Annotated in this window: 28 protein-coding genes; 19 read left to right on the top strand and 9 right to left on the bottom strand. The window is 53.0% G+C overall.

Annotated features, from left to right (window positions below; all coding sequences use genetic code 11):
* Positions 1 to 107: 107 nt before the first annotated feature.
* Both QOS10_RS04140 and QOS10_RS04135 read right to left on the bottom strand, forming a co-directional pair.
* On the bottom strand, positions 108 to 410 hold the full coding sequence (locus QOS10_RS04140) for an ArsR/SmtB family transcription factor (protein WP_104688232.1): 303 nt from the start codon (positions 408 to 410) through the stop codon (positions 108 to 110).
* A 130-nt stretch (positions 411 to 540) separates the two neighbouring features.
* A complete protein-coding gene (locus QOS10_RS04135; protein WP_283593910.1) occupies positions 541 to 2544 on the bottom strand; it encodes a LysM peptidoglycan-binding domain-containing protein in 2004 nt (667 codons plus the stop codon).
* Positions 2545 to 2916: 372 nt separating this feature from the next.
* On the opposite strand from QOS10_RS04135, the gene QOS10_RS04130 reads away from it, so the two are divergent.
* Complete coding sequence (locus QOS10_RS04130; RefSeq protein WP_283593909.1) at positions 2917 to 3864, top strand: LacI family DNA-binding transcriptional regulator; 948 nt, start codon at positions 2917 to 2919, stop codon at positions 3862 to 3864.
* 98 nt (positions 3865 to 3962) lie between these two features.
* On the opposite strand, the gene QOS10_RS04125 is transcribed toward QOS10_RS04130, so the two are convergent.
* Positions 3963 to 4148, bottom strand: a complete 186-nt coding sequence (locus tag QOS10_RS04125) for an LBP_cg2779 family protein (RefSeq protein WP_283593907.1) — start codon at positions 4146 to 4148, stop codon at positions 3963 to 3965.
* Positions 4149 to 4361: 213 nt separating this feature from the next.
* Between QOS10_RS04125 and QOS10_RS04120 the strand changes: the two genes are divergently transcribed.
* From QOS10_RS04120 to hisS, 3 genes are all read left to right on the top strand, one after another.
* Positions 4362 to 4982, top strand: a complete 621-nt coding sequence (locus tag QOS10_RS04120) for an LVIS_2131 family protein (RefSeq protein WP_283593904.1) — start codon at positions 4362 to 4364, stop codon at positions 4980 to 4982.
* Positions 4983 to 4997: 15 nt separating this feature from the next.
* A complete protein-coding gene (locus QOS10_RS04115) occupies positions 4998 to 6185 on the top strand; it encodes an MFS transporter (protein ID WP_283593902.1) in 1188 nt (395 codons plus the stop codon).
* A gap of 333 nt (positions 6186 to 6518) precedes the next feature.
* A complete protein-coding gene (gene hisS, locus QOS10_RS04110; protein ID WP_283593901.1) occupies positions 6519 to 7796 on the top strand; it encodes a histidine--tRNA ligase in 1278 nt (425 codons plus the stop codon).
* A gap of 79 nt (positions 7797 to 7875) precedes the next feature.
* Here the strand turns inward: hisS and QOS10_RS04105 are convergent, their stop codons facing one another.
* Positions 7876 to 8517, bottom strand: coding sequence for an NAD(P)H-hydrate epimerase (locus QOS10_RS04105; RefSeq protein ID WP_283593900.1), 642 nt, complete (start codon positions 8515 to 8517; stop codon positions 7876 to 7878).
* A gap of 117 nt (positions 8518 to 8634) precedes the next feature.
* Here QOS10_RS04105 and QOS10_RS04100 point away from each other — a divergent pair, with 117 nt between their 5' ends.
* Positions 8635 to 8952, top strand: coding sequence for a DUF7671 family protein (locus QOS10_RS04100; protein ID WP_283593899.1), 318 nt, complete (start codon positions 8635 to 8637; stop codon positions 8950 to 8952).
* A 42-nt stretch (positions 8953 to 8994) separates the two neighbouring features.
* Here QOS10_RS04100 and QOS10_RS04095 read toward each other — a convergent pair whose 3' ends face one another.
* Positions 8995 to 9357: a DUF488 domain-containing protein gene (locus tag QOS10_RS04095; protein ID WP_283593898.1), complete on the bottom strand. Its 363-nt coding sequence runs from the start codon at positions 9355 to 9357 to the stop codon at positions 8995 to 8997.
* 63 nt (positions 9358 to 9420) lie between these two features.
* On the opposite strand from QOS10_RS04095, the gene QOS10_RS04090 reads away from it, so the two are divergent.
* From QOS10_RS04090 to QOS10_RS04065, 6 genes are all read left to right on the top strand, one after another.
* Positions 9421 to 10053 carry a DNA-3-methyladenine glycosylase gene (locus tag QOS10_RS04090; RefSeq protein WP_283593897.1) on the top strand — a complete coding sequence of 211 codons (633 nt, stop codon included), beginning with the start codon at positions 9421 to 9423 and terminating at the stop codon, positions 10051 to 10053.
* Positions 10054 to 10057: 4 nt separating this feature from the next.
* Positions 10058 to 11215, top strand: coding sequence for an ATP-binding protein (locus QOS10_RS04085; protein ID WP_283593896.1), 1158 nt, complete (start codon positions 10058 to 10060; stop codon positions 11213 to 11215).
* Positions 11215 to 12489 (top strand): vWA domain-containing protein, encoded by a 1275-nt coding sequence (locus tag QOS10_RS04080; protein ID WP_283593894.1) that lies wholly within the window; start codon positions 11215 to 11217, stop codon positions 12487 to 12489. The genes QOS10_RS04085 and QOS10_RS04080 overlap by 1 nt, the downstream gene beginning before the upstream one ends.
* Positions 12486 to 12779: a hypothetical protein gene (locus tag QOS10_RS04075; RefSeq protein WP_283593893.1), complete on the top strand. Its 294-nt coding sequence runs from the start codon at positions 12486 to 12488 to the stop codon at positions 12777 to 12779. Before QOS10_RS04080 ends, QOS10_RS04075 begins: the two co-directional genes overlap by 4 nt.
* 87 nt (positions 12780 to 12866) lie before the next feature.
* On the top strand, positions 12867 to 14753 hold the full coding sequence (locus QOS10_RS04070) for a M13 family metallopeptidase (protein ID WP_408621580.1): 1887 nt from the start codon (positions 12867 to 12869) through the stop codon (positions 14751 to 14753).
* A 77-nt stretch (positions 14754 to 14830) separates the two neighbouring features.
* Positions 14831 to 15331 carry an O-acetyl-ADP-ribose deacetylase gene (locus QOS10_RS04065; protein ID WP_283593891.1) on the top strand — a complete coding sequence of 167 codons (501 nt, stop codon included), beginning with the start codon at positions 14831 to 14833 and terminating at the stop codon, positions 15329 to 15331.
* Between the two features lie 35 nt (positions 15332 to 15366).
* On the opposite strand, the gene QOS10_RS04060 is transcribed toward QOS10_RS04065, so the two are convergent.
* Positions 15367 to 15651 carry a SemiSWEET family transporter gene (locus QOS10_RS04060; RefSeq protein WP_283593890.1) on the bottom strand — a complete coding sequence of 95 codons (285 nt, stop codon included), beginning with the start codon at positions 15649 to 15651 and terminating at the stop codon, positions 15367 to 15369.
* Positions 15652 to 15719: 68 nt separating this feature from the next.
* Here QOS10_RS04060 and QOS10_RS04055 point away from each other — a divergent pair, with 68 nt between their 5' ends.
* From QOS10_RS04055 to QOS10_RS04025, 7 genes are all read left to right on the top strand, one after another.
* The gene (locus QOS10_RS04055) at positions 15720 to 16703 is read left to right on the top strand and encodes a LacI family DNA-binding transcriptional regulator (RefSeq protein ID WP_283593889.1); all 984 of its coding nucleotides are present in this window, start codon (positions 15720 to 15722) and stop codon (positions 16701 to 16703) included.
* Between the two features lie 144 nt (positions 16704 to 16847).
* Positions 16848 to 18206 carry a glucose-6-phosphate isomerase gene (locus QOS10_RS04050; RefSeq protein WP_283593887.1) on the top strand — a complete coding sequence of 453 codons (1359 nt, stop codon included), beginning with the start codon at positions 16848 to 16850 and terminating at the stop codon, positions 18204 to 18206.
* Between the two features lie 13 nt (positions 18207 to 18219).
* Entirely contained in the window at positions 18220 to 19098 is an 879-nt protein-coding gene (scrK, locus tag QOS10_RS04045) for a fructokinase ScrK (RefSeq protein ID WP_283593885.1), read from the top strand.
* 44 nt (positions 19099 to 19142) lie between these two features.
* Positions 19143 to 19406 carry a SemiSWEET family transporter gene (locus QOS10_RS04040; RefSeq protein ID WP_283593884.1) on the top strand — a complete coding sequence of 88 codons (264 nt, stop codon included), beginning with the start codon at positions 19143 to 19145 and terminating at the stop codon, positions 19404 to 19406.
* Positions 19407 to 19536: 130 nt separating this feature from the next.
* Positions 19537 to 20613, top strand: a complete 1077-nt coding sequence (locus tag QOS10_RS04035; protein ID WP_283593883.1) for an efflux RND transporter periplasmic adaptor subunit — start codon at positions 19537 to 19539, stop codon at positions 20611 to 20613.
* The gene (locus QOS10_RS04030) at positions 20606 to 21301 is read left to right on the top strand and encodes an ABC transporter ATP-binding protein (protein ID WP_283593912.1); all 696 of its coding nucleotides are present in this window, start codon (positions 20606 to 20608) and stop codon (positions 21299 to 21301) included. Before QOS10_RS04035 ends, QOS10_RS04030 begins: the two co-directional genes overlap by 8 nt.
* Entirely contained in the window at positions 21288 to 22520 is a 1233-nt protein-coding gene (locus tag QOS10_RS04025; RefSeq protein ID WP_283593882.1) for an ABC transporter permease, read from the top strand. Before QOS10_RS04030 ends, QOS10_RS04025 begins: the two co-directional genes overlap by 14 nt.
* Here QOS10_RS04025 and QOS10_RS04020 read toward each other — a convergent pair.
* The gene (locus tag QOS10_RS04020) at positions 22517 to 23005 is read right to left on the bottom strand and encodes a prolyl-tRNA synthetase associated domain-containing protein (RefSeq protein WP_283593881.1); all 489 of its coding nucleotides are present in this window, start codon (positions 23003 to 23005) and stop codon (positions 22517 to 22519) included. The genes QOS10_RS04025 and QOS10_RS04020 overlap by 4 nt on opposite strands.
* 115 nt (positions 23006 to 23120) lie before the next feature.
* Between QOS10_RS04020 and cls the strand changes: the two genes are divergently transcribed.
* Positions 23121 to 24611, top strand: a complete 1491-nt coding sequence (gene cls / locus QOS10_RS04015; RefSeq protein ID WP_283593880.1) for a cardiolipin synthase — start codon at positions 23121 to 23123, stop codon at positions 24609 to 24611.
* Positions 24612 to 24674: 63 nt separating this feature from the next.
* Here the strand turns inward: cls and cysK are convergent, their stop codons facing one another.
* Complete coding sequence (cysK, locus tag QOS10_RS04010; RefSeq protein WP_283593879.1) at positions 24675 to 25601, bottom strand: cysteine synthase A; 927 nt, start codon at positions 25599 to 25601, stop codon at positions 24675 to 24677.
* Positions 25602 to 25607: 6 nt separating this feature from the next.
* Positions 25608 to 26435, bottom strand: a complete 828-nt coding sequence (locus QOS10_RS04005) for a homoserine O-acetyltransferase/O-succinyltransferase family protein (protein WP_283593878.1) — start codon at positions 26433 to 26435, stop codon at positions 25608 to 25610.
* Positions 26436 to 26718 lie beyond the last annotated feature (283 nt).

Here is a 26718-nt window from a genome sequence, read left to right as displayed (position 1 = left end):
GTTGTGGTAACACCATTAAAGACCTTGATGGGTTTTTCTGTCCACTTAAATGTTCAACTTAAATTTTACAATCTGCCAAAAAAATAAGGATTACGGGGACGTAATCCTTATTTTTTTACGATTTGTTCGGCATGGTTTAAGACGTCAGCAATTAGAACAACCACCTGGGGATCATCGAGATGGTAGATGACCACTTTTCCCTGCCGGTGCTGTTGGACGAGATTATACTTACGCAACAGTTGAAGCTGGTGAGATACGCCGGACTGTTCCCAGTTCAATCGTTCGCTGATTTCAGAGACGCTCATCGAGTGTTGAATTAAGAGGTAGAGGAGCTGCAGTCTTTTAGGATTGCCGAGAATCTTAAAAAAGTGACTGATGCTCTCAAGGTTGGGATTTTCATTTACTGGCACGGCAGATCACCACTTTCATTCTAAAAACGCTTTAATTGACGCTTAACTAACCAGTATATTTTTATTCTAAGGTTTTAAACGAAAAAAAGCAAAAGTAGAATTACTTTTGCTTTTTTAGATGATATCTATTTTAGAGTGCCAGGTGCTGGCCAACGTAAATAACGTATGGGCTCTGGAGATTATTCTTGCTTGCCAGGGTCCGCCAGCTTAAACCGTATTGGGCGGCAATCTTCGATAAGGAGTCGCCACTCTGCACAACATAGCCGGTGCGGCCAGTTGAAACGCGATTTACAGCACTGCTTTGGTAGCTTGATTGACTACTGCCGCGAACCTGCAGGCGTTGACCAACGTAAATGTGGTTCGGGTTGCTCAGGTGGTTGGCTTGGGCTAGCTGAGTGTAGCTGGTGTTAAACTTAGCAGCAATGCCGGAGAGGGTGTCACCGCTTTGCACGGTGTAAGTTGATCCGGTAGCGGTACTGGTAGAACTGGTCCGCCGCGTGCTGGTATTGGATGCCGCCGCTGGCTGACCATTCGTTTGTGCCCGGAGTTGCAGGCGTTGACCGACGTAAATATGGTTCGGGTTGCTCAAGTGGTTGATCTGTGCCAGGCTGGTGTACGTAGTGTTGAACTTGTTGGCAATGCCGGAAAGGGTGTCACCACTTTGCACGGTGTAGGAACTAACGCTTGACGTGTGCTGAGTATTGTTATTGGTGTTCTGAGCGGCGTGACTGTTAGTTTGTTCCTGTGCCCGCAACTGGAGCCGTTGACCGACGTAAATATGGTTCGGGTTGCTCAAGTGGTTGATCTGTGCCAGGCTGGTGTACGTAGTGTTGAACCGGTTGGCAATGCCGGAAAGGGTGTCGCCACGCTGGACGGTGTAGGAACTAGCACCAGCATTGGTAGTTGCCGCCTGTTTGGCACTGGTGTTAGCGGTCTTGGTATTTTGGGTATTAGTATTGGTTTGCGTTTGGTGCTGGTCCGTTGCCGATGAGTTCTGACGTACCAGGAGCCGTTGGCCAACGTAAATCCGGTTGACATTTTGAATATCATTCAGGTGCGCCAAGGTGCTGACGGACGTTGAGAACTTGTTGGCAATGCCGGAAAGGGTATCACCGCCATGGACAGTGTAGTAATTAGTGCTCCCGTTAGCATCGAAATTGGTGTCGGAAGTAGAAGAATTGGTATCCTTGTTGGTGATTGTCCGGCCGGAGAAGGCAACTGAGTCGAGCTGGTTCAGGTTGTAGACCTGCACTAATCTGATCAGTGAGTTGGCATAGCTGGGGTCAGTTGCGTAGCCGTCTAAGTGAAGCTTGTTGGCAACGGAAACATAGTTGGTATCACCCAGAAGGTTGTGGTAACGCTGGTTGCTGTACAGGAAGTTACCGTGGTCCTCAACCGATTCGGAATTGTTAGCATAGGCCCGGAAATTATCGTTGATGTAAACGCTCCGGCCACCGTAGACTTCCCGTGTCGGCATCGTGACTGAATGCCCATTGTAAGAACCCTTGATTCCAAAGAGGTTGTGGGCATTGGTGGAAAGGGAGGACTGTCCCCAGCCACTCTCTAGGATTGCCTGGGCAACAGTGATGGACGGCAGAACCCCGTACTTGTTCCAACCGGCAATGGCGCCTGGAGCAACGCTTTGGATAAAGGACTGGCTCCGGGCATTATTGCTGAAGTGCAGTGAAGCCACGTCAACCCCGTTGTTTTGCTGAGAAGCGGTGGTAGCTGCCATTGCCATAGCCGTTACGGCTGCAGCGCTTGCAGGGGTGTTGCTCTCAGTTGCCGTAGCTGAAGCGGACTGGGCTGATGAAGAATTAGCGGAAGCGGCGGCACTGACGCTTGCAGGGGCCACACTGTTGGCAGAAGCGCTGTTAGCAGCCGTAGAACTTTCGGCAGCGGCAGAAACAACGGCACTGCTGTTGGCAGCGGAACTGTCGGCGGCAGTACTGCTATTTGGTGTAGCACTGGTGATCTGAGCTTCTTCTTTTACTGGCTGACTTTCATCGGCATGGGCGACGGCGCCAGTGGCAGTAAGCATTGTAAGTGCTGTGATTCCTGCAAACATCCATTTTCGACCGCTTTTGTACATCTTGAAATGAGTGGTCGAATTTGTAGATTCTTGACGATTCATTAGCATTGACTCCCTTGACGTAAATTGATAAATAAATTTGTAAGTTTTCGCAAAAAAATTTAAGAACTTATTAAGATTTACAGCTAGTATTAAGTTAGCATTAATTTAACTGATCGTCAATTTGAAAAGGAATCAATTTATTAGCGAATTTATAATTTTGCCATGCAGATTGCCGTCCCGGTAGCTTTCATGTTATCGAACAAAGAGCTGGTGATGTGTTTAGCAATATTTTAACGAATGAAAAAATTTACATATAATTATCCGAGAGCAAATCGGTGAAATAAGTTACGCGTTCGGGGACGGTTAAGCTATAATAAAAGGGTTACTGACAGATATGCCAGTTAATCTTGGAAGAAAGTAGGGATTAATTAAATGGTTGCGAAGTTAAAGGATGTTGCCCAGCTTGCGGGGGTTTCGGTAACCACCGTATCACGGGTGATCAACAACTATGGGTCCCTGAGTGAAAAAACCATTAAGAAGGTCCATGCGGCAATGCGGGAGCTGAACTACCAGCCCAATGCCCTGGCCCGCGCAATGCAGGGAAAGCCGTCCAAGTTTATTGGCCTGATCTTTCCCAACCTGATTAACCCCTTTTTCGCGGAGCTGGTCAATGAATTGGAACGGCAGCTGTTCACCAAGGGTTACAAAACAATCATTGCGTCCTCAGCGGAAAATCCGGAGATTGAGCATGACTACCTGAACATGCTGTTGGCTAACCAGGTAGACGGGATTATTTCGGGTTCGCACAACCTGGATATCGAGGAGTACCACCAGATTACCGCGCCGATTGTGTCATTTGACCGTTACCTGGCTGATAACATTCCGATCGTTTCCGCCGACAGCTATCAGGGCGGACAGCTGGCCACTAAATACCTGCTCGAACATCAAGTCCGCCGGATCGCGGTGATGGTCGACGAGGACCAGTCGGTTTCACCAACCGTTAACCGGCTCCAGGGGGTTGTCGATTATTTGAGCCAGCAGCACCGCAGTTTTGATCCGATCGATGCCCACCAGGTTGACCTGACAACGGTCTTTCCCGGTATCTACGATGGGGTGATTGCCTCTAATGATGTTCAGGCCCTGGAGATCGGCAACATCTACCAGCGAGCTGGTATGCAGTTTAATCAAGATTATTTCTTGATCGGGTACAATGGCTCCCGGCTGATTCGCCAGACCAATCCTGAGCTGCCGACTGTGATCCAGCCGATTGAAGAACTTAGTGCCAAATTGATTGATACCCTGATGACCCGGATTAAAAGCCCCCAGGCAGCGGTGTCGTCAGTGGTGGTTCCAGTCCACTTTTACTCTCCGGAAAATTAACAAAACCAAAGAGATAGCAAAAGGGATCCCAATGTTCACTGAATGCAACATTAGGATCCCTTTTTAGTTTGCGGAAAATTTACACCGTTTTTAATCGGTTACTTGCTTTGCATAAACCGTTGGAGCAATTCGGTTTCTTCAGAAGTCGCCACTGCGTTTGATGATTTGATATCGTGAATTCGTTCGACTGATAGATGGCTTCCAAAGGCAACTTCGTTATCGTTTAAGTCGTTTTCGCGCTCAAAGTTGATCAGCTTTAGAGCTAACTCACTCAAATTGTCCATGAAATCAATTCCTCCTTAGTATTGAGTCATTTAGACTTGTGTCAGTTCATGTTTCATTGTAAGACATGTTGAAAATTTATGCCAAAATTTAGTTTAGCACAGTTCGACCCGCTTGCGATAATTAATTGGCAATATTCTGGCGGGAAAACCGGGACATGGGCTCAATTTTGTGTGATAATCTAGGTAATTACTTTTTTAGATTGGAGAATTATTATGAGTTGGAATTGGCTTGGCTGGCTCCTCTGGATTTTGGCAATTGCCTTTTTCTGCTACGTCATCCACTATATCCGGGTGCAGCAGTTGATGCTGATCGCCAAGACCAAGCGGGCATTTGATAAAAAACTGTTTGGCCGCTACGTTGTCTTGGTACTGGTAGCCGTCTTGTGGATCGGGACCATGTCTTACATGACCTTCTTCCGGCAAGTCGACCTGGGAAACAGCCATGAGACACGGATTAGCACGAAATACTACCCGCTGCAGATCAGCAATAAGAATGATGACTACTACTACGTCCTGGCGACCCGAAGCAAGGGCGGCAATCACCCGGTTGTTTCCTATACTTATTGGTCAGGCAACAACAAGTATATGACCACCTCACGTTTTGGTTCGGTGGCGGATGACGACCGGATCATTCCGTTGAGCATCAGTGCCTTGCCGTGGGACCGGGCCCAGCTTAAAAAGTATGATTCCCAGACAGGTCATGCTTTTGCCGCCGTCATGACGGTTCACTACCGGAATACCCCGCTGAACGGGATCGGGATGCGGGCGAACCGCGAATCGGCCGCGTACACGCTTTTGCGGGTGCCATCATCAGAAATGGTTGTTGAACGGTAGTAATCGGGGCACTTTATGACGACAAAAAGTAATACGGTTAAGTTAAGATGGGTGGCTCTGGCAAGTTTGTTGAATAACACCGGAGCTGCCTTTTTGTGGCCGCTGACCACGATGTACATGCATAACTACCTGCACCAGACCCTGACGACCGCGGGGATGGTCATGCTCTTTATGTCGATTGCCATGATGGCCGGGAACTATGCCGGCGGCTGGCTGTTTGATCACTGGAGCCAATACCGGACGGCCCTGATCGGGGTGGGATTGTCGACCCTGGCCATCTTCCTCTTGATCTTTATTCATGGCTGGCCCTGGTTTGCCCTGCTGATGATGCTGAACAGTTTTGGCGACGGGATCAATGCGACGATCGTCAATTCATACGGTTCGCTGATCACTCAGCACACCTCCCGCTACGTGTTCAACTATATCTACATGGCCTTCAACATCGGGGTCGTCATCGGGACCCTGCTGGTCGGGGTCTTGCTGCCGATCAGCGTGGTGCTGGTCTTCGCGGTGGCGACGTTCTTCTACCTGCTGCTGACGATCCTGGTGATCCTGACCTTCAATGTTAAGGTAAAGCTTCCTAAGCGGTCAGTAACTCGGGACCGGCAGCGGGAACGCTCCCCGCAGCACCACCGCCTGATTATCTTGATCTGGCTGATTCTGTTGAACCTGGTGACCATTCACCTCAGCTACTCTTTGTGGGAAAGTGTGATGGCCGTTCACATGACCAACATGGGAATTCCATTCTATGCTTACAGTATGTTGTGGACGCTGAACGGGGTGCTGATTATCATTGGTCAGCCCCTGGTCAACAAGCTGAGTCCCTATGTTCGGCTGTCAAGCCAGATTATCGTTGGGATCCTGATCTTCTCTTCGTCATTTTTGCTGCTGGTCTTTGCCAGGAGTCTGCTGGCCTTTACCCTGGACTTTGTGGTGCTGACGATCGGCGAGACGACGAGCTTTGCGGGCCTACCCGCCTGGATTGCCCAGCTGACTGATGTTGACGAAGCCGGTCACTACCAGGGGCTGCTAAACATCACCATCTCAGTCGGCCGGGCAATTGGCCCCCTGTATGGCGGTTACGTTATTGAGGCCGGCAACTACCAGCTGCTCTTCATCTCGGCCTTCTTGATGATGTTTATTACCCTCTTGATCGTGGTTGGCTATCTTACCCGGATCCACCGGCTGCAGGCGCGCTCCTGAGCGGGTAGACCAAAGGCAGGAGCTATGGTAAAATCACAGGTGTGTAAAAGCGTTGAGTAGAAAATAAAGCAGTCACGGAACCGACAGAGAACCAGTGGGGCTGAGAGCTGGCAGTGACTGTGAAGACACCTCTACTAGCTGGACGGGGGAACAAAGTAGTCCGTCCCGGATGACCCGTTAACGTCATGAAGTTGAAAAAACTTCCTGAGGCAGCGACTGTGAGGCCGCTGTGAATAGAGGTGGCACAGTGAATTTGATTCGCCCTCTAAGGCTGATGGCCTTGGAGGGCGTTCTTTATTGTACTCGACGTGAAATTTGAAAGGAGATCACAAGATGGATTATCAAAAGCCAAAGGGTACGGCCGACCTGCTTCCAGGGACGACCGGCCTGTGGGAAAAGGTTGAAGCAAGTGCTCGAGAAGTCTTCCGGGAATTCGGCTACCGGGGGATCCGGACGCCAATGTTTGAGGATTACAACGTCTTCTCCCGGAACGTCGGGGATACTTCTGACATTGTCGAAAAGGAAATGTACGACTTCCACGACAAGGGCGATCGGCACATCGCCCTGCGGCCGGAAGGGACGGCCGGCGTTGTCCGGGCCTACGTTGAAAACAAGCTCTATGGTCCGGAATACCCGAAGCCGTACAAGGTCTACTACATGGGCCCAATGTTCCGTTATGAGCGTCCGCAATCTGGCCGGCAGCGTGAGTTCCACCAGATCGGGGTGGAGGCCTTGAACAACGAATCACCACAGATTGATGTGGAAGTGATCGCTATGGCCATGACCCTCTTCAAGCGGTTCGGTGTGCCTAACGTTAAGCTGACCATCAATACTCTGGGGGATAAGAAAGTTCGGGAAGACTACCGGCAGGCCCTGATCGACTACCTGAAGCCCCACTACGATGAACTCAGCAAGGACTCCCAAGAGCGGCTCTACCGGAACCCGCTGCGGGTCCTCGATAGCAAGGACGCGGGTGACAAGAAGATCGTGGCCAATGCACCGTCGATCCTCGACTACCTCGATGATGAATCCCAAGCCTACTTCGACCAGGTTCAGAGCCTCTTGAAGCAGCTGGGCATCGACTACGAGATTGATACCAACATGGTCCGGGGACTGGACTACTACAACCACACCATCTTTGAGATCATGTCCGACTCACCGGTCTTCGGGGGCGGCTACACCACGGTCTGTGCCGGTGGCCGTTACAACGGTCTGATCAAGCAGCTCGGCGGCCCTGAAGAAGGGGGCATTGGTTTCGGCATGGGGGTTGAACGGCTGATGCTGCTCCTCCAGCAGGAGAACCCAGAGTTTGCTCCTAAGGACACCCTGGACGTCTTCTTTGCCAGTGCCGATGACCAGGGGGATGCCCTAGCCTTTGACCTCTTAAACAAGGTTCGTCAACAAGGTGTCGTTGCCGACAAGGACTACAGTGGTGTCAAGGTCGGTAAGCAGATCAAGGAAGCCTTCCGGCGCAATGCTAAGTACTTTGCTGTATTTGGCAGTCGGGAAGTTGACGAGGGCAAGTTCCAATTAAAGAACGCCGCTACCAAGGATAGTGTCGAGATTGCAGTTGATGACTTTGCCGCTGATCCTGCTAAGTATCTGAAGTAAAAACATAGAAAATAAGGGACCATGATGGAAATGTCATGATCCCTTATTTTGGATTGGTAATTAAAGTGAGGATATCAAATCAATCGTCGACGGCGTAGGTGCCCATGTCGTCGGCAATGACAATCCGGCCAGCGTGTTTAGCGCCGTCGCCCTTAGTCAGGCCGACCTTGTTGAAGGCAAAGGTAACGGTGGCGTCGGCCTTAACGGCGGTCCCCATGACCTCGCCGGTGTCGGTGTTGATCCCGGATGGCATGTCAATAGCGACTACAAGGGCCTTGCTGTGATTGATCGCGTCGATGGCATCGGCATAGGCGCCAGTTACTGGCCGGTCAATGCCGATCCCAAACATGGCGTCGATGATCAGACTGGCCTGCTTGAGGATGCCCAAGTCAGTTGTTTCGGGGATCTGGTAATATTGGCAGATTTTTTCCTGGGTCTGGTGTTCTGCTGAGGCGTGGTCCGGATTGCCGACGTTGAGGATGGTGACTTTGACCCCAGCAATGTGGAGGAGCCGAGCGACATCGAGGCCGTCCCCGCCGTTGTTACCGCTGCCGGCAACCACGACGACATGGTCCAGGTAGAGGGGAAAGGCGTTGAGCACCTCGTCCCGGACTGCCAACGCTGCCCGTTCCATCAGGACGAGTGAGGGAATGCCAATCTTGTTGATCGTATAGGAGTCAAAGTGCCGCATTTGTTCAGCCGTAATTGGTGTTTTTTCCATAATTGAATACCTCCTGATCATTTAATCAACTTAACTGTACCACTTATTACAGTTGTCAGTTGAATTTGCGGGGCAGAAAAGTAGAATGGGTAGTAAAGCGAAGAGAGGACATAACGTATGAGTAAAAAAGGCAAGTATGAAGTCTTAAAGTTTACCTGCATTCCAGTTGAAACGGATGCGGATGGCAAGTACCAGCTGAAACTCGACCCGGCGGGCAATGCCAAGCTGCACGTCTGGCGGATCGGTAAGCACACTAAGGGGAAGTACCAGGGACCAGGTCAGCTCCTGATGACTGAGAATAACCTGACGGCGGTAATTTTGGCGGCTGAACCGTTGGCCTTTAAGGATCGCCACAGTGAGACACCAATGCAGCGTTTCCTGACGACCCGGGTGGATGATGATGTTCTGCAACAGGGATTAGCACAACTGAAGTAATAAATAACGGGGACCATGTTTGGTGCGGTCCCCGTTATTGCTTTATTTTAAGTCGGCCAGCAGTTGTTCTTTAAGAATAACGGCTTGGTTGTGCTGTTCGTCCTTGGCCCCATACAGGAGGATTACGTTTTGGGTGGCAAGCTTCTCCTTGACCAGTTGCTGGAGCTGGGTGTAGGCCGGATTGCCAGCCAGCTCCTTCAGGTAGCGGGCCTTAAATTCCGCGTACCTAGCAGGATCGTGGCCGAACCACTTCCGCAATTCATTAGTGGGACCAACTTCCTTCAGCCATTCATCCAGGTGGGCATTGACCTTGGAGATCCCGCGGGGCCAGAGGCGGTCAACCAGGATTCGATAACCATCAAGATCAGCGGGCTTGGCATAGATTCGTTCCGTTTTGAGTTCCATGTGTGTTTCTCCCTTCGATTCGTGGTAACTTTAGGATAGTTCATTTAAGGGGGAATTCAAACCATGCTGTCTGAATACCAACAATTTTTTACCGGTCGTCCGACCATTGCGATTGCCCAGGACCTGCTAGGTAAATTGGTAACCTATGACGGGCCAGATGGCAAGACTGGGGGCTACATCGTCGAGACTGAGGCCTATTTGGGGGAGAACGATTCCGCTTCCCACGCCTTTAATGGCCGTCGGACCGGTTACTCGGAATCACTGTATGGCCAGCCGGGCGACATCTACCTCTACCAAATCCGCGGTCACTACTGCTTTGACATCGTTGTCCAGGATCCGAACGAGCCGCAGGGGATCCTGCTCCGCGGCATTGAACCCGCAATTGGAACGGACTTGATGGCGGCTCACCGGAAGATGGGTGGGGTCAACATCACGAATGGCCCCGGGAAGCTCGTGCAAGCCCTGGGAATCCACTCCCGAAGTTTGGATGGTCGGCCGATGGAAACCAGCCCACTCCGGGTTGACCTTGAGCACTTTAAAATTCCCCGGGAAATAATTACGACCCAACGAATTGGGGTGAACATGCAGGGCAAAGATGGCGCCAAGCCCCAGCGCTTCATCGTCGCCGGCAACCCCTACGTGTCGGGAATGCGCAAACGCATGATGGACCTTGAGAAGCACGGTTGGAAGGACTGATTACATGGCATTGACATATCAACAACTACTGACGGCAGTTCCCCTGGTCCTGCGGGCGGGGAATGTTCCTAACATTGTCGGGGATGCGGGGATCGGCAAGTCGGCCCTGGTTAAGGACGTTGCCGGCCAGCTGGGTGCCCACTTGTTTACTACAGTGGTCAGCCTGAGCGAGAAGGGAGACCTGACCATCCCTGTTCCCCCGCTGACCAGTGATTCGTTTGTTGAGACCCGGCACTATGGTCGGCTGGCCAATGTCCAGTTTGGCTATTCGGAGACCCTGATTCGGATTATTAAAGATGCCGAAGCCCACCCCGCGACACCGATTATCTGGTTCCTCGATGAGTTCAACCGGGGGACGGCCGCTGTTCAGAGTGAGCTGATGAACCTGGTCCTCCAGCGGCGGATCAATGCGCTGCGGCTTCCCGATACCGTCATGATCGTTATTGCGGAAAATCCAGACAGCTCGATGGCCGGCTTTGGTGACCGGGAGTATGCGGTGGCCTCCGCTGACGCGGCTATCAAGGATCGGACAGTGCGGCTGGTGATGACAGCCTCTACTACGGAATGGCTGGCTTGGGCACGTGATGCCGGAGTTAATCCACTAGTGATTAACTATCTGACGACCTACCCGGAACGGCTGGCGGTTCATGATCCGGATAATCTGGACCTGCAGCCGACACCCCGGGCGTGGGAACGGGTTGCTAACAATCTGGACCAGCTGCAGCAGTTACCACCAGCTACCCAGCTGGAGCTTGCCGATGACCTATTCAGCGGTGACTTGGGAACCGAGGTGGGAGTTTCCTTTGCCCAGTTTGTGCTGGCGCAGGGGAAACAGCTCACTCTGGAGGCCGTCCAGACCAAGGAGGCCAGTCAAAAAGACTTTGCCGGTGCTGACGAGGCAACCAAGGTGCGCCTGCTTCGGGAATGGGTTGCCGATGATGAGCGGGCACCGTTGAGCACTTCAGCTGGGGCCAGGACTTTCAGTGCATTACTTGATCAAGTCAGCCCAGACGGTCAATTCGCGATTGCCCAGTCTATCGGTGGACGATTGGAGCAAGTCATCCAGCCGATGTATGAGACAGCTAAGGAAGAACCGGTGGGGCCGGTGGCCAAGCTCTATCGCCGCCTGGCCGAAATTGCCACGCGAGGCGACCGGAACTGATGGCCTTCTGGAACAAGTTCTTTCATCATCATTCGGCCGTGAGCGCTCCGGCAATGGTCAGTCAGATAATCGTTGCAGTCTTGCAGAAACACCGCCTGCTGGGGGAAATTCTCCTCCAGCTGCCTCGCCAGTTTGATGAGCACCAGTCTGCGGTCGTCGGCTTGCACTGGAGGGGCGATCAGTTAACTCTCGTAGTCAATCCGAAGACGTTTGTCGAGCTTCGCCAAGATGATGCTCAGCTGCTGCTGGCCCACGAAGCGTTGCACGTCCTGTGGCAGCATCCCCTGCGTTATGCTAACCACCCTCATCCTCAGCTGGTTAAAGTGGCCACGGATATGGCAGTTAACCAGTACCTGCCGGCGGCACCCCCGGGAACGGCTACCCTGGAACAAGTTTGCAAGCTCTTGCGGCGGCGGATTCCGGCAAGGCTTGATTCGCAAGACTACCTGCGGATATTGGCTAGGACCAGCGTGACAGAACGCGAGCGTTTGCAAAAGGGCGGCATCCGTCTGGAAGATGGCCAGTGGGGGGGACGGCCGGCTGCTGGCGAGCAGGATGACCATCGGGGCTGGAATCGCAGTGCCGCCCAGCTGGTGGGCAATCAGCAAATTCGAATTGCCAGCCTGCGCCAGCTGCTCCGTCATGCTTGGCAGCAGACGCCCCAGCATGACCGCGGTTTGCTGCCGGGAGAGGTCCGCCAGGCAATCAGCCCGCGCCGATCTCCGGGCAGCTTTGATTGGCGGCAAGTTCTGACTCGGCAACTCGGCCAGGTTGCGCGGGGCAAGGAGCCATCACATGCGCGGTTCAACCGCCGCCAGCCCCTGCGGATGGATCTTCCTGGCCAGGTGACCCACCTGACTGCCGAACTGAAGATCTTCGTCGATAATTCGGGATCGATGACGGACACAGCGATAAGCCGGGCTCTGACGGAGATCATACAGTTGGTCCGGCATTACCGGATCAAGGCCACGGTCTACGCGTTTGACGCCAAGGTCTACCTGCCGGGCCAGTCCCTGCATCCCGGGCGGCCCGTTAACTGGGAGCGGCATGGTGGCGGCGGCACCAGTTTTCAGGCGATCTTTGACTTCCTGGCCGCCCACCGCGTTTCCCGGACCGGGACGCTAGTGGTGATCATTACGGACGGCTGGGGCGAAAAACAATTACGGAGCCACGGCTACCGCAATGTTGACTGGCTGCTGACCACGAGTGCTGACCAGCTGTCCGTTGCCGGTCAGCATGGCCGAGTATTCGAATTAGGGAGGAATGAAAAATGACGATGCTTTTAAACCCTCAAGCGATGCAGCGCGTTCTGACCCACAGTGAGGAGTATCGCCGAGTCGTGGGACTGTTGAACGAGGACTGGGACCCGGATGCCCAGCCGATTTACCGAAATGTCCTGGAGGCCGCCGATGTCCATTTTGCCCGCCAGCTTCAGATTGCTGGTCTGATCAGCGGGACCACCGACCTCAATGATTACCGGGCGGTTAACCAGTTGATCATGCGTCATGACCAGTGGTTTTCCGCTGGGGCCCGGCAGGCATTGCTGGATCCGTTTCAAGACTAGTCCAGTTGTTACCGACATTTCTGAAAAAATAGTATAATAAAAGCATCAACACGCTAAGGAGGATGCACAGTGTCAGTAGATAAAAAGATGATCAAGGACGACCTGTACGAGGCCGTTAACGGCGACTGGATCAAGAACGCCAAGATTCCTGATGACAAGCCGGCAACCGGGGGCTTCAACGACCTCGTTGACAAAATTGATAAGCAGATGATGGACGATTTCGATGCCTATGCCGAGGGTAAGCAGAAGTCAGACGACGCACGGTTCAACGAGATGATCAAGCTGTACAAGATTGTCAAGAAGTTCGACTTCCGTAAAAAGGTTGGTCCCAAGGCCCTGAAGCGGGTACTCAGCAGCGTTGAGGAGCTCAAGTCCTACGATGACTACCAGGCGCAGTGGCGCAACTGGATCATGTATGGTCTGCCATCACCAGTGACGTTTGATATCGATGCGGACATGAAGAATGCCACCGTTTATGCCCTGTTTGCTTCGTCCCCATCCCTGATCCTGCCCGACAAGAGCTACTACACGCCGGAAAAGAAGCAGGAGCACGACCAGCTGCTTAAGCTGTGGACCGACATGGTGACGACGCTGATGGATAAGCTGGGCTATGACAAGGATGAAGCTGCCCAGATCATTCAGCATGCCAAGGATTTTGATGCCCTCCTGGCGCCAAACGTTAAGAGTGCCGAGGAGGCTGCAGACTACAGCAAGATGTACAACCCGCAGACGGTCGCGGAACTGACCAGTGCAACCGACCAATTGGATCTGGCCAGCGTGATCAAACGCCTGGTTGGCACGACCCCAGAAAAGGTTATTGTGACCGAGCCGGACTACTTCAAGGCCCTGGATAGCATCTTGAAAGACCACTTCGACCTGTTTAAGGATTGGGCCACGGTCAACATCGTTCGGAACTACGCCAGCTACCTGGATGATGAGATGCGGGAGATCAACGGCCGCTTTGGCCGGGCCCTGTCCGGAAGCAAGAAGCCGGTCAGTCAGCGCAAGTTTGCCTACTACCTGGCTCGCGATGTCTTCAGCCAAGTTGCCGGTGATTACTACGGTAAGAAGTACTTTGGCCCGACTGCTAAGGCTGACGTTCACCAGATGGTTGAGCGGATGGTGGCCGTCTACAAGAAGCGGTTGGCTAAGAACGACTGGCTCAGCAAGGCGACGCGGGAGAAAGCCATTCTCAAGCTGGATAAGCTCGGGATCCAGGTCGGCTACCCGGACAAGATTCCGGCTGTCTATGACCAGCTCAAGGTTGATGAGGGTGAATCGCTGATTGCCAACCTCAACCAGATCAGCTACGTCAAGAACCGTGAGATGTTTGGCCGCTGGAACAAGCCGGTTGACCGGATGCGGTGGGAGATGAGTGCCGCCACGGTTAATGCCTACTACCACCCGTTCAAGAACATCATCGTCTTCCCGGCTGCAATCCTGCAGGCGCCGTTCTACTCCCTGAAGCAGACCAGCAGTCAGAATTACGGTGGGATCGGGGCGGTTATTGCCCACGAGATCTCCCATGCCTTCGATAACAACGGGGCCCTCTTTGACGAGTACGGGAACCTCAACAACTGGTGGACGGCTGAGGATTCGGCCCACTTCAAGCAGCTGGCCCAAAAGATGATTAAGGAGTTCGATGGGTTGCCGTTTGCGGGGCAGAAGGTCAATGGAAAGCTGACCGTCTCCGAAAACATTGCCGACGGGGGCGGTCTGTCCTGTGCCCTTGAAGCGGCTAAGGAAGAGGAAGACTTCAGCGCCAGCGAGTTCTTCATCAACTGGGCCACGATCTGGCGGATGAAGGCGACTAAACAGTATGACCAACTCCTCCTGTCAATTGACGTGCACGCGCCGCAGAAACTGCGGGCCAACGTTCAGGCCGAGAACCTGGCTGATTTCTATACGGCCTTCGATATTCAACCGGGCGATAAGATGTACAAGGCGCCGGAAGACCGGGTCAACATCTGGTAAAAGAAAAATCACTGCTTGCGCGGAAACGGGTAGGCGGTGATTTTTTTAGTCAAATTCTGTGAAATGGGGGAATGACGATGAAGAAAATTAACGTGGTCCAGGGTGACATTACTCGGGTGCAAGTCGACGCAATTGTCAATGCGGCCAACACGACCCTGATGGGCGGTGGCGGTGTTGATGGCGCGATTCACCGGGCGGCTGGCCCAGGTCTCTACTTGGCCTGCCGCAAATTCAACGGGTGCCCAACCGGGGAGGCCCGCATCACTAGCGGCTTCAACTTGCCGGCCCGCTACATTATCCACACCCCCGGTCCGATTTGGCATGGCGGGGATGGCAACGAGCGGCAGCTGCTGACCAATTCCTACCGCAACAGTCTGCGCCTGGCAGAGGAGCACGGGTGCCGGAGTGTTGCTTTCCCATCAATCAGCACCGGAGTCTATGCCTTTCCGCTTGATCTTGCCGCACCAATTGCTCTGACCACAATCCGTGACTTTCTGGATACGGCGGCGGTGGTTGAGACGGTGACGATGGTCTGCTATGATCCGCAAACCCTGGCGGCATATCGTCAGGCATTATAAAAAGGACTCGCCAAATCGGCAAGTCCTTTTTAATTCTAGTGGACAAACGCGGTGATAAAGGTAATGGCACCAAAGATAATTCCGGGAAAGTTGGCAATGATGACCGGCCAATCCTTGTCAGGCTTAAGCCAGCCATAGGCAACCCACAGGGAGGCGTTGATGGCGGCGCAGATTGGCTGCAAGGGTGATACCGGGTGTCCAGTGAAGTTGAGAACAATTTGATCGATATAAGAGGCGTACATAATCAGGCAGGCGATCGTAGCGATGTTCCCGATCACTTTTGCCTCGCGCCAACGCTTTATAACTTCTTTGTTATCCATTGTCATTACCTCCTCGTGAATTGGAAAATGTTATAATAAAGATAATTCTTTAAAATCGGGTGAAAATTATGGCCAAAAAGCCAGTCAAGCTAGATGACGTCGCTAAAGAAGCCGGCGTCTCCAAAACGACAGTATCACGAGTCCTCAACCGCCGCGGCTACCTTAGCGATGAGACGATCACCAAGGTTGAGCAGGCGATGGAGAAGCTTAATTATCGTCCTAACGCCATCGCGCGCCAATTGTATAAGCAGGAAACCAAGCTGGTGGGGCTGATCTTCCCCACCATTGACGATCCCTTCTTTGGTCAGCTCGAGTCGGCCCTGGAAAATGAGCTGTACCGGCGTGGCTACAAGGTCCTGATGGGAAATAGCCAGAACAATCCGGAGAAGGAACGCAGCTTCTTGCGCCAGCTCCTTAACCGCCAGGTCGATGGCCTCATTGTGGGGGCCCACAACCAGGCGATCAGCGAGTACCAACGCACCACTCTGCCGATCATCTCAATCGAGCAGATCGTTAGCCGTAACGTTCCGGTGGTGGCTTCCGATAACTATAACGGGGGCCTGCTGGCTACCCAGCGCCTGTTAGACGATGGCTGTCATCACATTATCCACACTAACTATCCCGAAGACATTCCGACGCCCAACCACGAGCGGCGGTTAGCCTACGAGGACCTGTTGCGGGAACATGGTCAGACGCCGATCACGTACCACATCAGTTTCGATGATCCGGTCGAGAAAAAGCGGCAGATTATTCGCCAGCTTTTTGAGGACCACCCGGAAGTGGACGGGATCTTTGCAGATAATGATACCAACGCCGGTTTGATCATGAACATTGCCGGGGAGTTCAAACACCTGATCCCCGAAGACCTGCGAGTGGTCGGGTATGATGGGGCCAACGCGACCCGGATCTTATTACCACAGTTAACAACAATTCAGCAACCAATTAATCAGATGGCTGCAACAGCGGTTGAGATGCTCCAATCCCGGATGAATGGGGAGAAGGTAACCTCGACGATGCTGCCAGTGAAAATATTAGATGGAGGAACAGCCTAGTGCTGTTCTTTTTTTATTGTATAAAAAATTTTTTGTGTCAACCGGTTGACACAAAAAGTAGAAAGCGCTATCATAATAACCGTTGAAATACGAAAGCGTTTTCGAAGAACTTCAAAATAATATTTGGTAAAGAAGGATTTTATCATGGCGCATGTTTCATTAGATAAGCAAGGCTTAAAGCAATTCGTTAATGACAATGAATTAGGCGAGATGCAGGCAATGGTCAACGCCGCCGACGATGAACTTCGCAACGGCACCGGTGCCGGCGCGGACTTCCGTGACTGGCTCCATCTGCCAACGGAATACGATAAGGACGAGTTTGCCCGGATCAAGGCCGCAGCCAAGAAGATCCAATCCGACTCCGACATCCTGGTCGTCATCGGAATCGGGGGTTCCTACCTGGGGGCCCAGATGGCAATCGACTTTTTGCACAACACCTTCTACCAGGCGCAGAGTGCTAAGGACCGCAAGTACCCGCTGGTGATCTTTGCCGGGAACTCCCTGAGCTCCACCTACGTGCACGACCTGCTGCAGTTGATCGGCGACAAGGACTTCTCTGTCAATGTTGTTTCCAAGTCTGGGACGACGACGGAGCCATCCATTGCCTTCCGGATCTTCAAGAAGAAGCTGATTGAAAAGTACGGCCAAGAAGAAGCCAACAAGCGGATCTACGCGACGACCGATAAGGCCAAGGGAGCGCTGAAGACCGAAGCGGATGCCAATGGCTACGAATCCTTTGTGATCCCAGATGGTGTCGGCGGCCGTTACTCCGTCCTGTGCCCAGTGGGTCTCTTGCCAATCGCCGCTTCCGGCGCTGACATCGACCAACTGATGGCCGGTGCCGCTCAGGCTGAGAAAGACTTCGTTGATCCCGACCTGACCAAGAACGAGGCCTACCAATACGCTGCTTACCGGAACATCCTCTACCGGAAGGGCTACGAAACTGAGCTGCTGGAAAACTACGAACCGAACATGCGGATGTTTGCCGAATGGTGGAAGCAATTGGCCGGGGAATCCGAAGGGAAGGATCACAAGGGCATCTACCCATCCAGTGCTAACTTCACTACCGACCTCCACTCCCTGGGTCAATACATCCAGGAAGGCCGACGTTTCCTGATGGAGACCGTGGTTAAGCTGGATAAGCCGAACTACGATGTTGAAATTCCAAGTGAGGACGACAACCTGGACGGCTTGAAGTACCTGGAAGGCAAGACGATGGACTTCGCCAACACCAAGGCCTACGAAGCCGTTGTCGCGGCCCACACGGCTGGCGGTGTTCCGGTAATGACCGTCCACATTCCAGAGGAAAACGAGTACACGCTCGGTTACCTGATCTACTTCTTTGAAGTGGCCATGGGGATTTCCGGTTACCTGAATGGGATCAACCCATTCAACCAACCGGGTGTCGAAGCCTATAAGGTCAACATGTTCGGCCTGCTGGGCAAGCCTGGTTACGAAGAGATTGGCAAGAAATTACGTGCTGAAATGGATAAGAACAACTAAGGAGGACCACAATATGTTATTAGGAAGTATTGAAGCCGGTGGGACCAAGTTTGTCTGCGCGGTCGGCGACATCAACTACCAGATCAAGGATTCCATTCACATCCCAACTACGACACCAGAGGAAACTATCCAAAAGTGCATTGATTGGTTTGATCAATACAAGGATGAATTATCCGCCATTGGGATTGCTTCTTTCGGTCCAATTGAGATTCGGCGGAGCTCGCCAAAGTACGGTTACATCACCAACACTCCTAAGAAGGGCTGGGCGGATACTGACTTTGTCGGTCCATTCAAGAAGCACTTTAACATCCCGATCGCTTGGACCACGGATGTTAATGGTTCAGCCTATGGGGAGTACGTCCTCTCAACGTTGTTCAACAAGCGGATCAACTCCCTGGTCTACTACACGGTCGGCACTGGTTGTGGGGCCGGAGCCGTGATTGACGGCAAGTTTGTCGGTGAGCTCGGCCACCCCGAGATGGGCCACACCCGCTTAAAGCGGCACCCCGATGACCTGGACTTCAAGGGTATCTGCCCATTCCACGGCGACTGCCTGGAAGGCCTGGTTTCTGGACCAACCTTCGAAGCTCGGACCGGCAAGAAGGGGCAGGATGTTCCGTTGACGGACCACGTCTGGGACATCGTGGCCTACTATGTTGCCCAGGCTGCTTTGGACGCCACTCTGATGTTCCGTCCCGGCCAGATCGTCTTCGGTGGCGGGGTCGTCAGCGAAGAGTTCCTGAAGAAGGTGCGGCGTGAGTTCAAGAAGCTCCTGAACAACTACGTCGATGTTGGCAACGTGGATGAATACATCACGATGCCACTGGCCCAGAACAATGGGTCCGCCACGATCGGTGACTTTGCTCTGGCATTGAAGGCCGCTACAAACTAATTGGGTACCTCAATAGAAAAATAAGCACAAAGGGGAACAGAATTATGAAGGAAACAAAATTTATCCGGGTTTTGAGTGTTATTGCTAGTGTTATCGCTGTCTGCATGTACGTTTCATACATCCCACAGATCATCAACAACCTTCATGGCGCTTACTGTGCACCACTACAACCGTTTGTTGCCGGGGTGAACTGCACCCTCTGGTCAATCTACGCCTGGTTTAAGAGTGAACGGGATTGGGCCGTGTTTGTCGCCAACTTCCCAGGAATCTTCTTTGGATTCATCACTTTCTTTACTGCCTTGCATTAATCTAAATACTTGATAAAATACCTCGATAAAAAATCACCCAGGAAATATTTCCCGGATGATTTTTGGCTCTTGCGCTATTTATTATGGGTGTGATACATTCTAACAAATAATTATTGGGAGGATAGAAGGAATGAGTGAGCAAAAGGATAGCCGAAGCAACCGCCGCTTCCGCCTGCTGGCGACGCGACGGCGACGGTGGCTAATGCTGGGGAGCGCGATCCTAATCGTTGTGATTGTCATTGTCGCTGTGCGGGGAATGAATAATGAGGAGGCAGACCGGCCAAAGTATCACACAATGCGGGTTACCAGTCAGGCCGACTTTACCCTGACCGGGAAGGTGGAACCGACACAGACTCAGGTGCTCTCCTTGCCGGCGGGGAAACTGCAGGACCTGAACGTTAAAAACGGCGACCACGTTACCCAGGGGGAAACGATCCTGACAATGCACGACCAGGATAGTCAGGACAGTGCTGTTGAACTGCAGGGCGACCTTACCAAGAGTCAGCAACAGGTAAGGTCCCAGCAGCAGACCATCAACAGCCTGCAGCAACAGCTGAACGGGGCGGATCCTAATGAACAAGGCGACCTGCAGAGTCAACTGACTGAGGCCCGGAATGCCTATGCCGATGCCCAGGCCAGTGTCAGTGCAACCCAGAATCGTTTGAATAATACCAATAGCAAGGTGAACCAGGCCCTGACCGCCCCCTACGCCGGTTATGTTACGGTCGACCAGTCCAAGCAGGGGGCGCCAGTGGTGACCCTTTATTCGGATAGCCTGCAGTTCACGGGTCAGGTATCAGAATATGACTATGCTAAGCTGCACAATGGTACCAACCTGCATGTGAAGGTCTTGGCAACAAACCGGACCGAGACGACGCCGGTGACCTACCTGGCGAAGGTACCAACTAGAAACAGCGGCAATAATAGCAAGTATGAGGTCACCGCCAACCTCAACGCGGACAAGTTCATGGCGGGCCAGACAGCCAAGGCCTTTATCGCCCAGGACGGTGTCCGTATTCCAAAGTCAGCGGTTCAGCACGGGCGCGTCTTTGTGGTTGAGGACGGTCGCGCCCGGGCGGTGAACGTCAGCGGCCACACAGTCAATAACTACTACGTGGTTACGGACGGCGTTGATGCGGGCGACCGGATTGTTACCGATCCCGGTCAGCGCCTGAAGAACAATACAAGGATTGATCAAGATGATTAAACTGACCAACATCAATAAGTACTATCGCCAGGGTGACCAGCGTTTTCACGTCCTGCATGACATCAATCTGACGGTCGACCAGGGGGAGTTTGTGGCGATCATCGGGGAGTCCGGTTCCGGGAAGTCTACGTTGATCAATATCATCGGCTTCCTCGACGATGATTTCACCGGCACCTACTTTTATGAGGGGCAGCCGATCCATAATTACACGCGCAAGCAGTTTTCCCGCCTGCGCAACCAGAACGTCGGCTTCGTCTTCCAGAACTTCAAGCTGATCCGGGAGGCTACCGTGGCGGAGAATGTGGCCCTGCCGCTCCTGTATGCTGGTCACCAGCGCCGTGAGATCAGTGATCGGGTGACGGCGGTGCTTGACCAGGTCGGTTTGCACGGGTATGAAGATCAACTTCCCCAGAACATGTCCGGTGGCCAGCAGCAGCGGGTCTCGATTGCCCGGGCGATTATCGGTCATCCGCACTTTTTGATTGCTGATGAGCCGACCGGGGCCCTGGATACGGAGACCAGTCAGGAGATCATGGACCTCTTCAAGCGTCTCAACCAGGACGAGGGGACGATGATTATCATGGTGACCCATGACCCACATGTAGCGGCCCAGTGTGAGCGGGTTGTGAAGATTATCGATGGGCGCGTCGTTAGCGACAGCCAGGGGGCACAAGATGCGGATAAGTGAACTATTACGAACAGCCCTGCGCTCACTGCGGGCTAATAAGAAGCGCAGTTTTCTGACGATCATCGGGATCATGATTGGGATTGCAGCGGTGATCACGATCATGGGGATTGGGGACGGAATTACCCAGACGATGTATGACAAGTTTGGCAATAATACTAAACAGGGCCAGCAATCGACCGAGATTTACTACCTGCCGGACAATGAAAACTCAACGGTCAACGGCTTCACCCAGCAGGACCTTACCAACATTGACAACCAATTTGGCGGTGAGATCAAGCGGGTGCGGATCGAGCATGAGACCGCTAACCTCAATACCCACGCCGACATTGGCGACGTCACCAAGAACGTCACCGTCAGCCTATTAAAGAAGCCCACCACTGCAATCAAGCTAGTGGCGGGCCGATCGTTATCAGCAAATGAACTGGCGACAGGTCAGGCAGTGGCCCTGATGAAGCTCTCGCTGGCCAAACGGCAGTATGGGACGGCCCAGAATGCCCTGGGGACCACGGTGACTGTGGGAACAACGACGTACCAGGTCGTGGGGGTATACAAGAACCAGGCCGAATACTCGCTGGATGGTGACCAGAACAAGTATGGAGCCGGCCTTCTCCTGCCCGCTGACCTCTATTACCAGGGGGACGCCGTTAACCAAGGGGATACAATCAAATTGACCTTTGACCAAGGGACCGATGCCGGTCGGATCTCCAAACGGGTTGCCAAATACCTGAAGAAGAACGGAACAGCGGCCAATCAGGGAAGCTACCAGTATGAGGACATGGAAAAGGAATTGAAGCAGTTCTCCTCCCAGATGAACATCATCACGAAGTTCATCAGTTTCATCGCTGCTATTTCACTCTTCATCGCCGGAATTGGGGTGATGAACATGATGTACATCTCAGTCTCGGAGCGGACCCAGGAGATCGGGATCCGTCTGGCAGTGGGGGCGACCCCAGCCAACATCATGATGCAGTTCCTGGTTGAGGCTGTGGCCCTGACAGTGACCGGGGGCCTGCTGGGCTTCCTGGGCGGTGCTGGGCTAGCCCACCTGATTGCGCCGTTGTTGTCCCATTCGATCGGTGGCGGCATCCACATCCATGCCCACATTACCATGACCGCCTTCCTGCTGGCCTTTGGGACTTCTGCCGCGGTGGGTTTGATCTTCGGTATCCTGCCGGCGCGGCAGGCGGCCAACAAGAACCTGATTGATATCCTGCGCTAGCGGCCAATCACCTGCACTGAGAAGCCGGCCTGCCTGAGGAAACGCAGGAGGTCGCCGGTAGCCAGAATTGTGGTCATGGTGTTGTCATTGGGGTGGCAGCCGATGGAGGCGGCGGTAGCAACGTCCCGGTCGACGAAGAGCTGGACGTCATGGTCGCGGTTGTTCAAGAGACCAAACGGCGAGACGCTTCCTGGAGTGAGCCCTAGCTTTTCCTGTAGTTCGGCGGGGGAGGCGAAGGTCAGTCGCGGCGTCCCTGTCAGCTGGCGAAAGCGTTTAGTGTCTAAACGCTTGTGTTCCTCAATCAGGACCAGGTAGTAATGGTTATGCTTATTGGTGGTCAAAAAGAGGTTCTTGGTGCGGACAAAATTTTCTTCTCGAACATAGCGGTCAGCCTGTTCAGCGGTAAAGACGGCGAGGTGGCTGATGGTTCGAAAGGGAATTCCCTGTTCCTGCAGCTTTTGGCTGATCTGTTGCGCATTGATCATGACGGTCCCTCCTTGAAAATTATTACGAATATTATAGCATTTCCCCAATCTGTGTAGATTGTTAGTGATGGGCTGATATATAATAAGGAGCAGTTTACATTGAGGGGGAGCAACAATGAATATTGTTTGGACATGGGACGTCGTGCGGCGCATCATCGAAGTCCTGTGGTTAATTAACATTGGCTTTGCAATCTGGACGGTCTTCCGGACCCGGCGTGACATCGCCTCAACCTGGGCCTGGCTCCTGGTCCTGTCGGTCTTTCCGGTGATCGGCTTTATCATCTACCTGTTCGTGGGCCGGAAGCTATCGAGCGACGATATCTTCACTATCCGGGCCGAGCAGGAGGCCTTTGGTAAGAAATTGGTTGAGCGGCAACAGAAACGGGTTCGGGGCCACCAGTTCCTGGTTTCCAGTGGTAAACTGGCCCGGGCCCGGCAGCTGATCAGCCTTTCTTTGAGCCTCGATCGGGCCCTGGTTACCTTTAATAACAAGGTTCACGTCTTCACCGATGGCCACCAGCTCTTTGATAAGCTGATCGATGATATCAACCACGCAGAGAAGCAGGTCTACGTGGAGTTTTATACCTTCTATGCGGATGATCTGGGGAAACGGGTCCTGAAAGCGTTGGAGGCAGCGGCCAAGCGGGGCGTGACCGTCAAGGTGCTCTATGACCTGAGCGGGTCCCGAGGAACGACCTACCGCTTCTTCGCCCACCTTGAGGAGCTGGGCGGGGATGCCCAGCCCTTCAACTCCAAGTCCAACAAGCGGATTACGACCCCGCGGCTGAACTATCACCTGCACCGCAAGATCGTGGTGATTGACCAACAGATCGGCTACATCGGCGGCTTCAATATCGGTGACCAGTATCTGGGGACCGTCCCTAAGTTTGGTTACTGGCGTGATACCCACCTCCGGATTGTCGGTCAGGCGGCGATGATGCTGATGGTTCGTTTTGGCATGGATTGGAATACAACCTGTCGCAAAACTGATAAGCAGCGGATTGACCTGACAGCACCTTTCAAGAACTTCAAGGTGGAGCAACCGACGGATGAAGAGGACGTGGCAATGCAGATCGTTTCCTCGGGTCCCGACAACGATAACTTTGCGATCCGACGGGGGTATGAGTCGATCATCAGCTCGGCCCGCAAGTACGTCTACATCCAGACGCCATACCTGATTCCTGGCGAGCCGATCCTGGAGTCGCTGGTGATTGCCGCCCGGAGCGGGATCGACGTGCGGATCATGATCCCGTGCATGCCGGACCATCCCTTCGTCTACCGGGCCACGGAGTACTACGCTAAGTACCTGGTCAACAATGGAGTAAAGGTTTACAAGTACGATAATGGCTTTATCCACGCCAAGACGATGGTCAGCGGGAACAACCTGGCCTCGGTCGGCTCGGCTAACCAGGATTACCGGAGCTACCGGCTTAACTTTGAGGCCAACGCCTTTGCCTACAGTGAACAACTCACGGCTGAATTAAAAGCGGCCTTTGAACGCGACATGGAGAAGAGTACCCTGCTGACGCCGGAGTACTTTGCCAAGCAGTCCAACTGGCGGAAGTTCAAGCAGTACTTCTCCCGTCTGCTCTCCCCAATTCTTTAGTTATTAAATGTAAAAAAGAAGCAGAAGCCAATCGTGGCTTCTGCTTCTTTTTAGTTCTGACAATTAGTAGTTGAACAGATCGGTGGACAGGTAACGATCACCGCCGTCTGGGGAAACGGTGATGACCTTCTTGCCCTTGCCCAGCTTCTTAGCCAATTCGATCGCGCCCTTGATGTTGGCACCAGCGGAGATTCCTACTAGGATTCCTTCCTTGTGGGCCACTTCCCGGGCCGTGGCGATGGCGTCATCACTGCTGATCTCGACGATCCCGTCGTAAACATCCTTGTCGAGCACCTTCGGGATGAAGCCGGCACTGATTCCTTGAATCTTGTGCTTGCCGCCGTGACCTTCCTTGAGGAGTGGTGATTCGGCAGGTTCCAGGGCGTAAACCTTGGTAGCCGGGTTAGCCTTCTTGAGGGCGTGGCCAATCCCAGTCAGGGTACCACCAGTACCAACCCCGGCAACAAAGGCATCTGGCAGGTTGTCCTTGCCAAAGGCGGCGATGATTTCGGCTCCCGTAGTTGCCTCATGGATGGCCGGGTTAGCCGGGTTTTCAAACTGCATTGGCATGAAGTAGCCTTTCTCCTTAACCAACTCTTCGGCCTTAGCGATGGAGCCCTTCATTCCGTCAGCACCAGGGGTGAGGATCAATTCAGCCCCGTACCCCTGCATTAACTTACGGCGTTCTACACTCATAGTTTCCGGCATAGTGATTACCAGGTGGTAGCCCTTAGCAGCAGCGACCATTGCCAGGCCGACCCCGGTGTTACCAGAGGTTGGTTCCACAATGGTACCACCGGCGGTCAGCTTGCCTTCCTTTTCCGCCCGTTCGATCATTGCCAGGGCGATCCGGTCCTTGATGGAACCAGCGGGGTTGAAGAATTCCAACTTAACGTAGATATCGGCGGCATCTTCAGGAACAACGCGGTTTAATTTAACGATCGGGGTGTTACCGATCAGGTCAGTGATTGAGTTAACGATTTTAGTCATGATTGATTACTCCTTTACTAATTGCTTGTTTTGCAGGTTGTGGACAACGGTTTGCAACCAGTTGTCGAAGTAGATGTGCTGGGCCGGTTGCCACTTGAACTGCGGCCCCTTCATGTGAATTGGGTCGAGGAAGTAGTTTTGCGGCTTGGCGTACTCTCGATCCGGGTAGGCGTTCTTCTCCCGTCGGTACTCCTTCAGCAGGGCTTCCCGTCCGTATTCCAGGTGAGCGAACAAGAAACTTTGCTGGTACTTGGGAGCGCGGAAGGAGAAGAGATCATCATCGATGGTGGTAGCCTCAAGGACCAGGTCGGGATGGTCAATGATCTGCTGGTGGTCCAGCTCTGCGTATCGTGCGTGGGGAGCTAAGAAACCATCTGGCAGACCCGCCAGCAGCGGCCCCTGGTTGACAATGTGGCTAGGAAAGATTCCAAATAATTTTTCTGGCAGCCGGTGCTTTTCGATCCCGTACAGGTAGTTGGCAGCGGCCATTGCTCCCCAGCAGATGTAGAGCTGTGGGATGTCGAACCTAACCAGCTGATCGATCAGGTGGCGGATTTCATCGATGTAGGTAACATCGTTGAAGTTGAGCTGCTCGATTGGGGCCCCGGTAATGATGAAAGCGTCGAACTCGTTGACCCGGTTAAGGTCGAGTGGTTGTGAAATCTGTTGGATCAGGTCGGGAACCGCCCGGCCGCGGTAATGGGTTTGCGGGTACAGGAAGGTCAGTTCAACCGGATAGGCGGTATGGGCAAAGACGTTCGTGAACCGCTTCTGGGTATCGACCTTATCATGCATCAGGTTGAGAATCCCAATCTTAATCTGGGGAGTGGCCATAATTTATCACCTCAATTCATTGTTATTTAGGCACTAAAAAAGCTGTTGTTAATCAAAAAGAGGGTAAGCCAAAGGGCCCCAGCGAGAACTGGGGCAGGCACCAAATGATTAACAACAGCAGCTAGTGGACCACGGATGAATTGAATTTGCGATTTTTAACATTGGGACCACTCCTTTTTTATTTAACACTTATTTATTGTTAGCAATATTCTAACCTGGTTGCCAATGGAAGTCAATCAATATCTATCTGCCTACATCAAAAACGTCCACCAGCTGTGATAGC

It is taken from the genome of Limosilactobacillus galli (assembly GCF_947381495.1).
In the GTDB taxonomy this organism is placed as follows: domain Bacteria; phylum Bacillota; class Bacilli; order Lactobacillales; family Lactobacillaceae; genus Limosilactobacillus; species Limosilactobacillus galli.
Note: the sequence above shows the minus strand (reverse complement) of the source record. Positions and strands in the feature narration are given on the sequence as shown.

Coding starts and splice junctions, on each gene's coding strand:
- QOS10_RS04050 (WP_283593887.1), top strand. CDS start 16,848: ATGGCGCATGTTTCATTAGATAAGCAAGGCTTAAAGCAATTCGTTAAT.
- QOS10_RS04070 (WP_408621580.1), top strand. CDS start 12,867: ATGATCAAGGACGACCTGTACGAGGCCGTTAACGGCGACTGGATCAAG.
- QOS10_RS04080 (WP_283593894.1), top strand. CDS start 11,215: ATGGCCTTCTGGAACAAGTTCTTTCATCATCATTCGGCCGTGAGCGCT.
- QOS10_RS04035 (WP_283593883.1), top strand. CDS start 19,537: ATGAGTGAGCAAAAGGATAGCCGAAGCAACCGCCGCTTCCGCCTGCTG.
- QOS10_RS04060 (WP_283593890.1), bottom strand. CDS start 15,651: ATGGATAACAAAGAAGTTATAAAGCGTTGGCGCGAGGCAAAAGTGATC.
- QOS10_RS04100 (WP_283593899.1), top strand. CDS start 8,635: ATGAGTAAAAAAGGCAAGTATGAAGTCTTAAAGTTTACCTGCATTCCA.
- QOS10_RS04055 (WP_283593889.1), top strand. CDS start 15,720: ATGGCCAAAAAGCCAGTCAAGCTAGATGACGTCGCTAAAGAAGCCGGC.
- QOS10_RS04030 (WP_283593912.1), top strand. CDS start 20,606: ATGATTAAACTGACCAACATCAATAAGTACTATCGCCAGGGTGACCAG.
- scrK (WP_283593885.1), top strand. CDS start 18,220: ATGTTATTAGGAAGTATTGAAGCCGGTGGGACCAAGTTTGTCTGCGCG.
- QOS10_RS04125 (WP_283593907.1), bottom strand. CDS start 4,148: ATGGACAATTTGAGTGAGTTAGCTCTAAAGCTGATCAACTTTGAGCGC.
- QOS10_RS04090 (WP_283593897.1), top strand. CDS start 9,421: ATGCTGTCTGAATACCAACAATTTTTTACCGGTCGTCCGACCATTGCG.
- QOS10_RS04085 (WP_283593896.1), top strand. CDS start 10,058: ATGGCATTGACATATCAACAACTACTGACGGCAGTTCCCCTGGTCCTG.
- cls (WP_283593880.1), top strand. CDS start 23,121: ATGAATATTGTTTGGACATGGGACGTCGTGCGGCGCATCATCGAAGTC.
- QOS10_RS04005 (WP_283593878.1), bottom strand. CDS start 26,435: ATGGCCACTCCCCAGATTAAGATTGGGATTCTCAACCTGATGCATGAT.
- QOS10_RS04075 (WP_283593893.1), top strand. CDS start 12,486: ATGACGATGCTTTTAAACCCTCAAGCGATGCAGCGCGTTCTGACCCAC.
- QOS10_RS04095 (WP_283593898.1), bottom strand. CDS start 9,357: ATGGAACTCAAAACGGAACGAATCTATGCCAAGCCCGCTGATCTTGAT.
- QOS10_RS04105 (WP_283593900.1), bottom strand. CDS start 8,517: ATGGAAAAAACACCAATTACGGCTGAACAAATGCGGCACTTTGACTCC.
- QOS10_RS04135 (WP_283593910.1), bottom strand. CDS start 2,544: ATGAATCGTCAAGAATCTACAAATTCGACCACTCATTTCAAGATGTAC.
- QOS10_RS04040 (WP_283593884.1), top strand. CDS start 19,143: ATGAAGGAAACAAAATTTATCCGGGTTTTGAGTGTTATTGCTAGTGTT.
- QOS10_RS04130 (WP_283593909.1), top strand. CDS start 2,917: ATGGTTGCGAAGTTAAAGGATGTTGCCCAGCTTGCGGGGGTTTCGGTA.
- cysK (WP_283593879.1), bottom strand. CDS start 25,601: ATGACTAAAATCGTTAACTCAATCACTGACCTGATCGGTAACACCCCG.
- QOS10_RS04020 (WP_283593881.1), bottom strand. CDS start 23,005: ATGATCAATGCGCAACAGATCAGCCAAAAGCTGCAGGAACAGGGAATT.
- hisS (WP_283593901.1), top strand. CDS start 6,519: ATGGATTATCAAAAGCCAAAGGGTACGGCCGACCTGCTTCCAGGGACG.
- QOS10_RS04065 (WP_283593891.1), top strand. CDS start 14,831: ATGAAGAAAATTAACGTGGTCCAGGGTGACATTACTCGGGTGCAAGTC.
- QOS10_RS04115 (WP_283593902.1), top strand. CDS start 4,998: ATGACGACAAAAAGTAATACGGTTAAGTTAAGATGGGTGGCTCTGGCA.
- QOS10_RS04025 (WP_283593882.1), top strand. CDS start 21,288: ATGCGGATAAGTGAACTATTACGAACAGCCCTGCGCTCACTGCGGGCT.
- QOS10_RS04120 (WP_283593904.1), top strand. CDS start 4,362: ATGAGTTGGAATTGGCTTGGCTGGCTCCTCTGGATTTTGGCAATTGCC.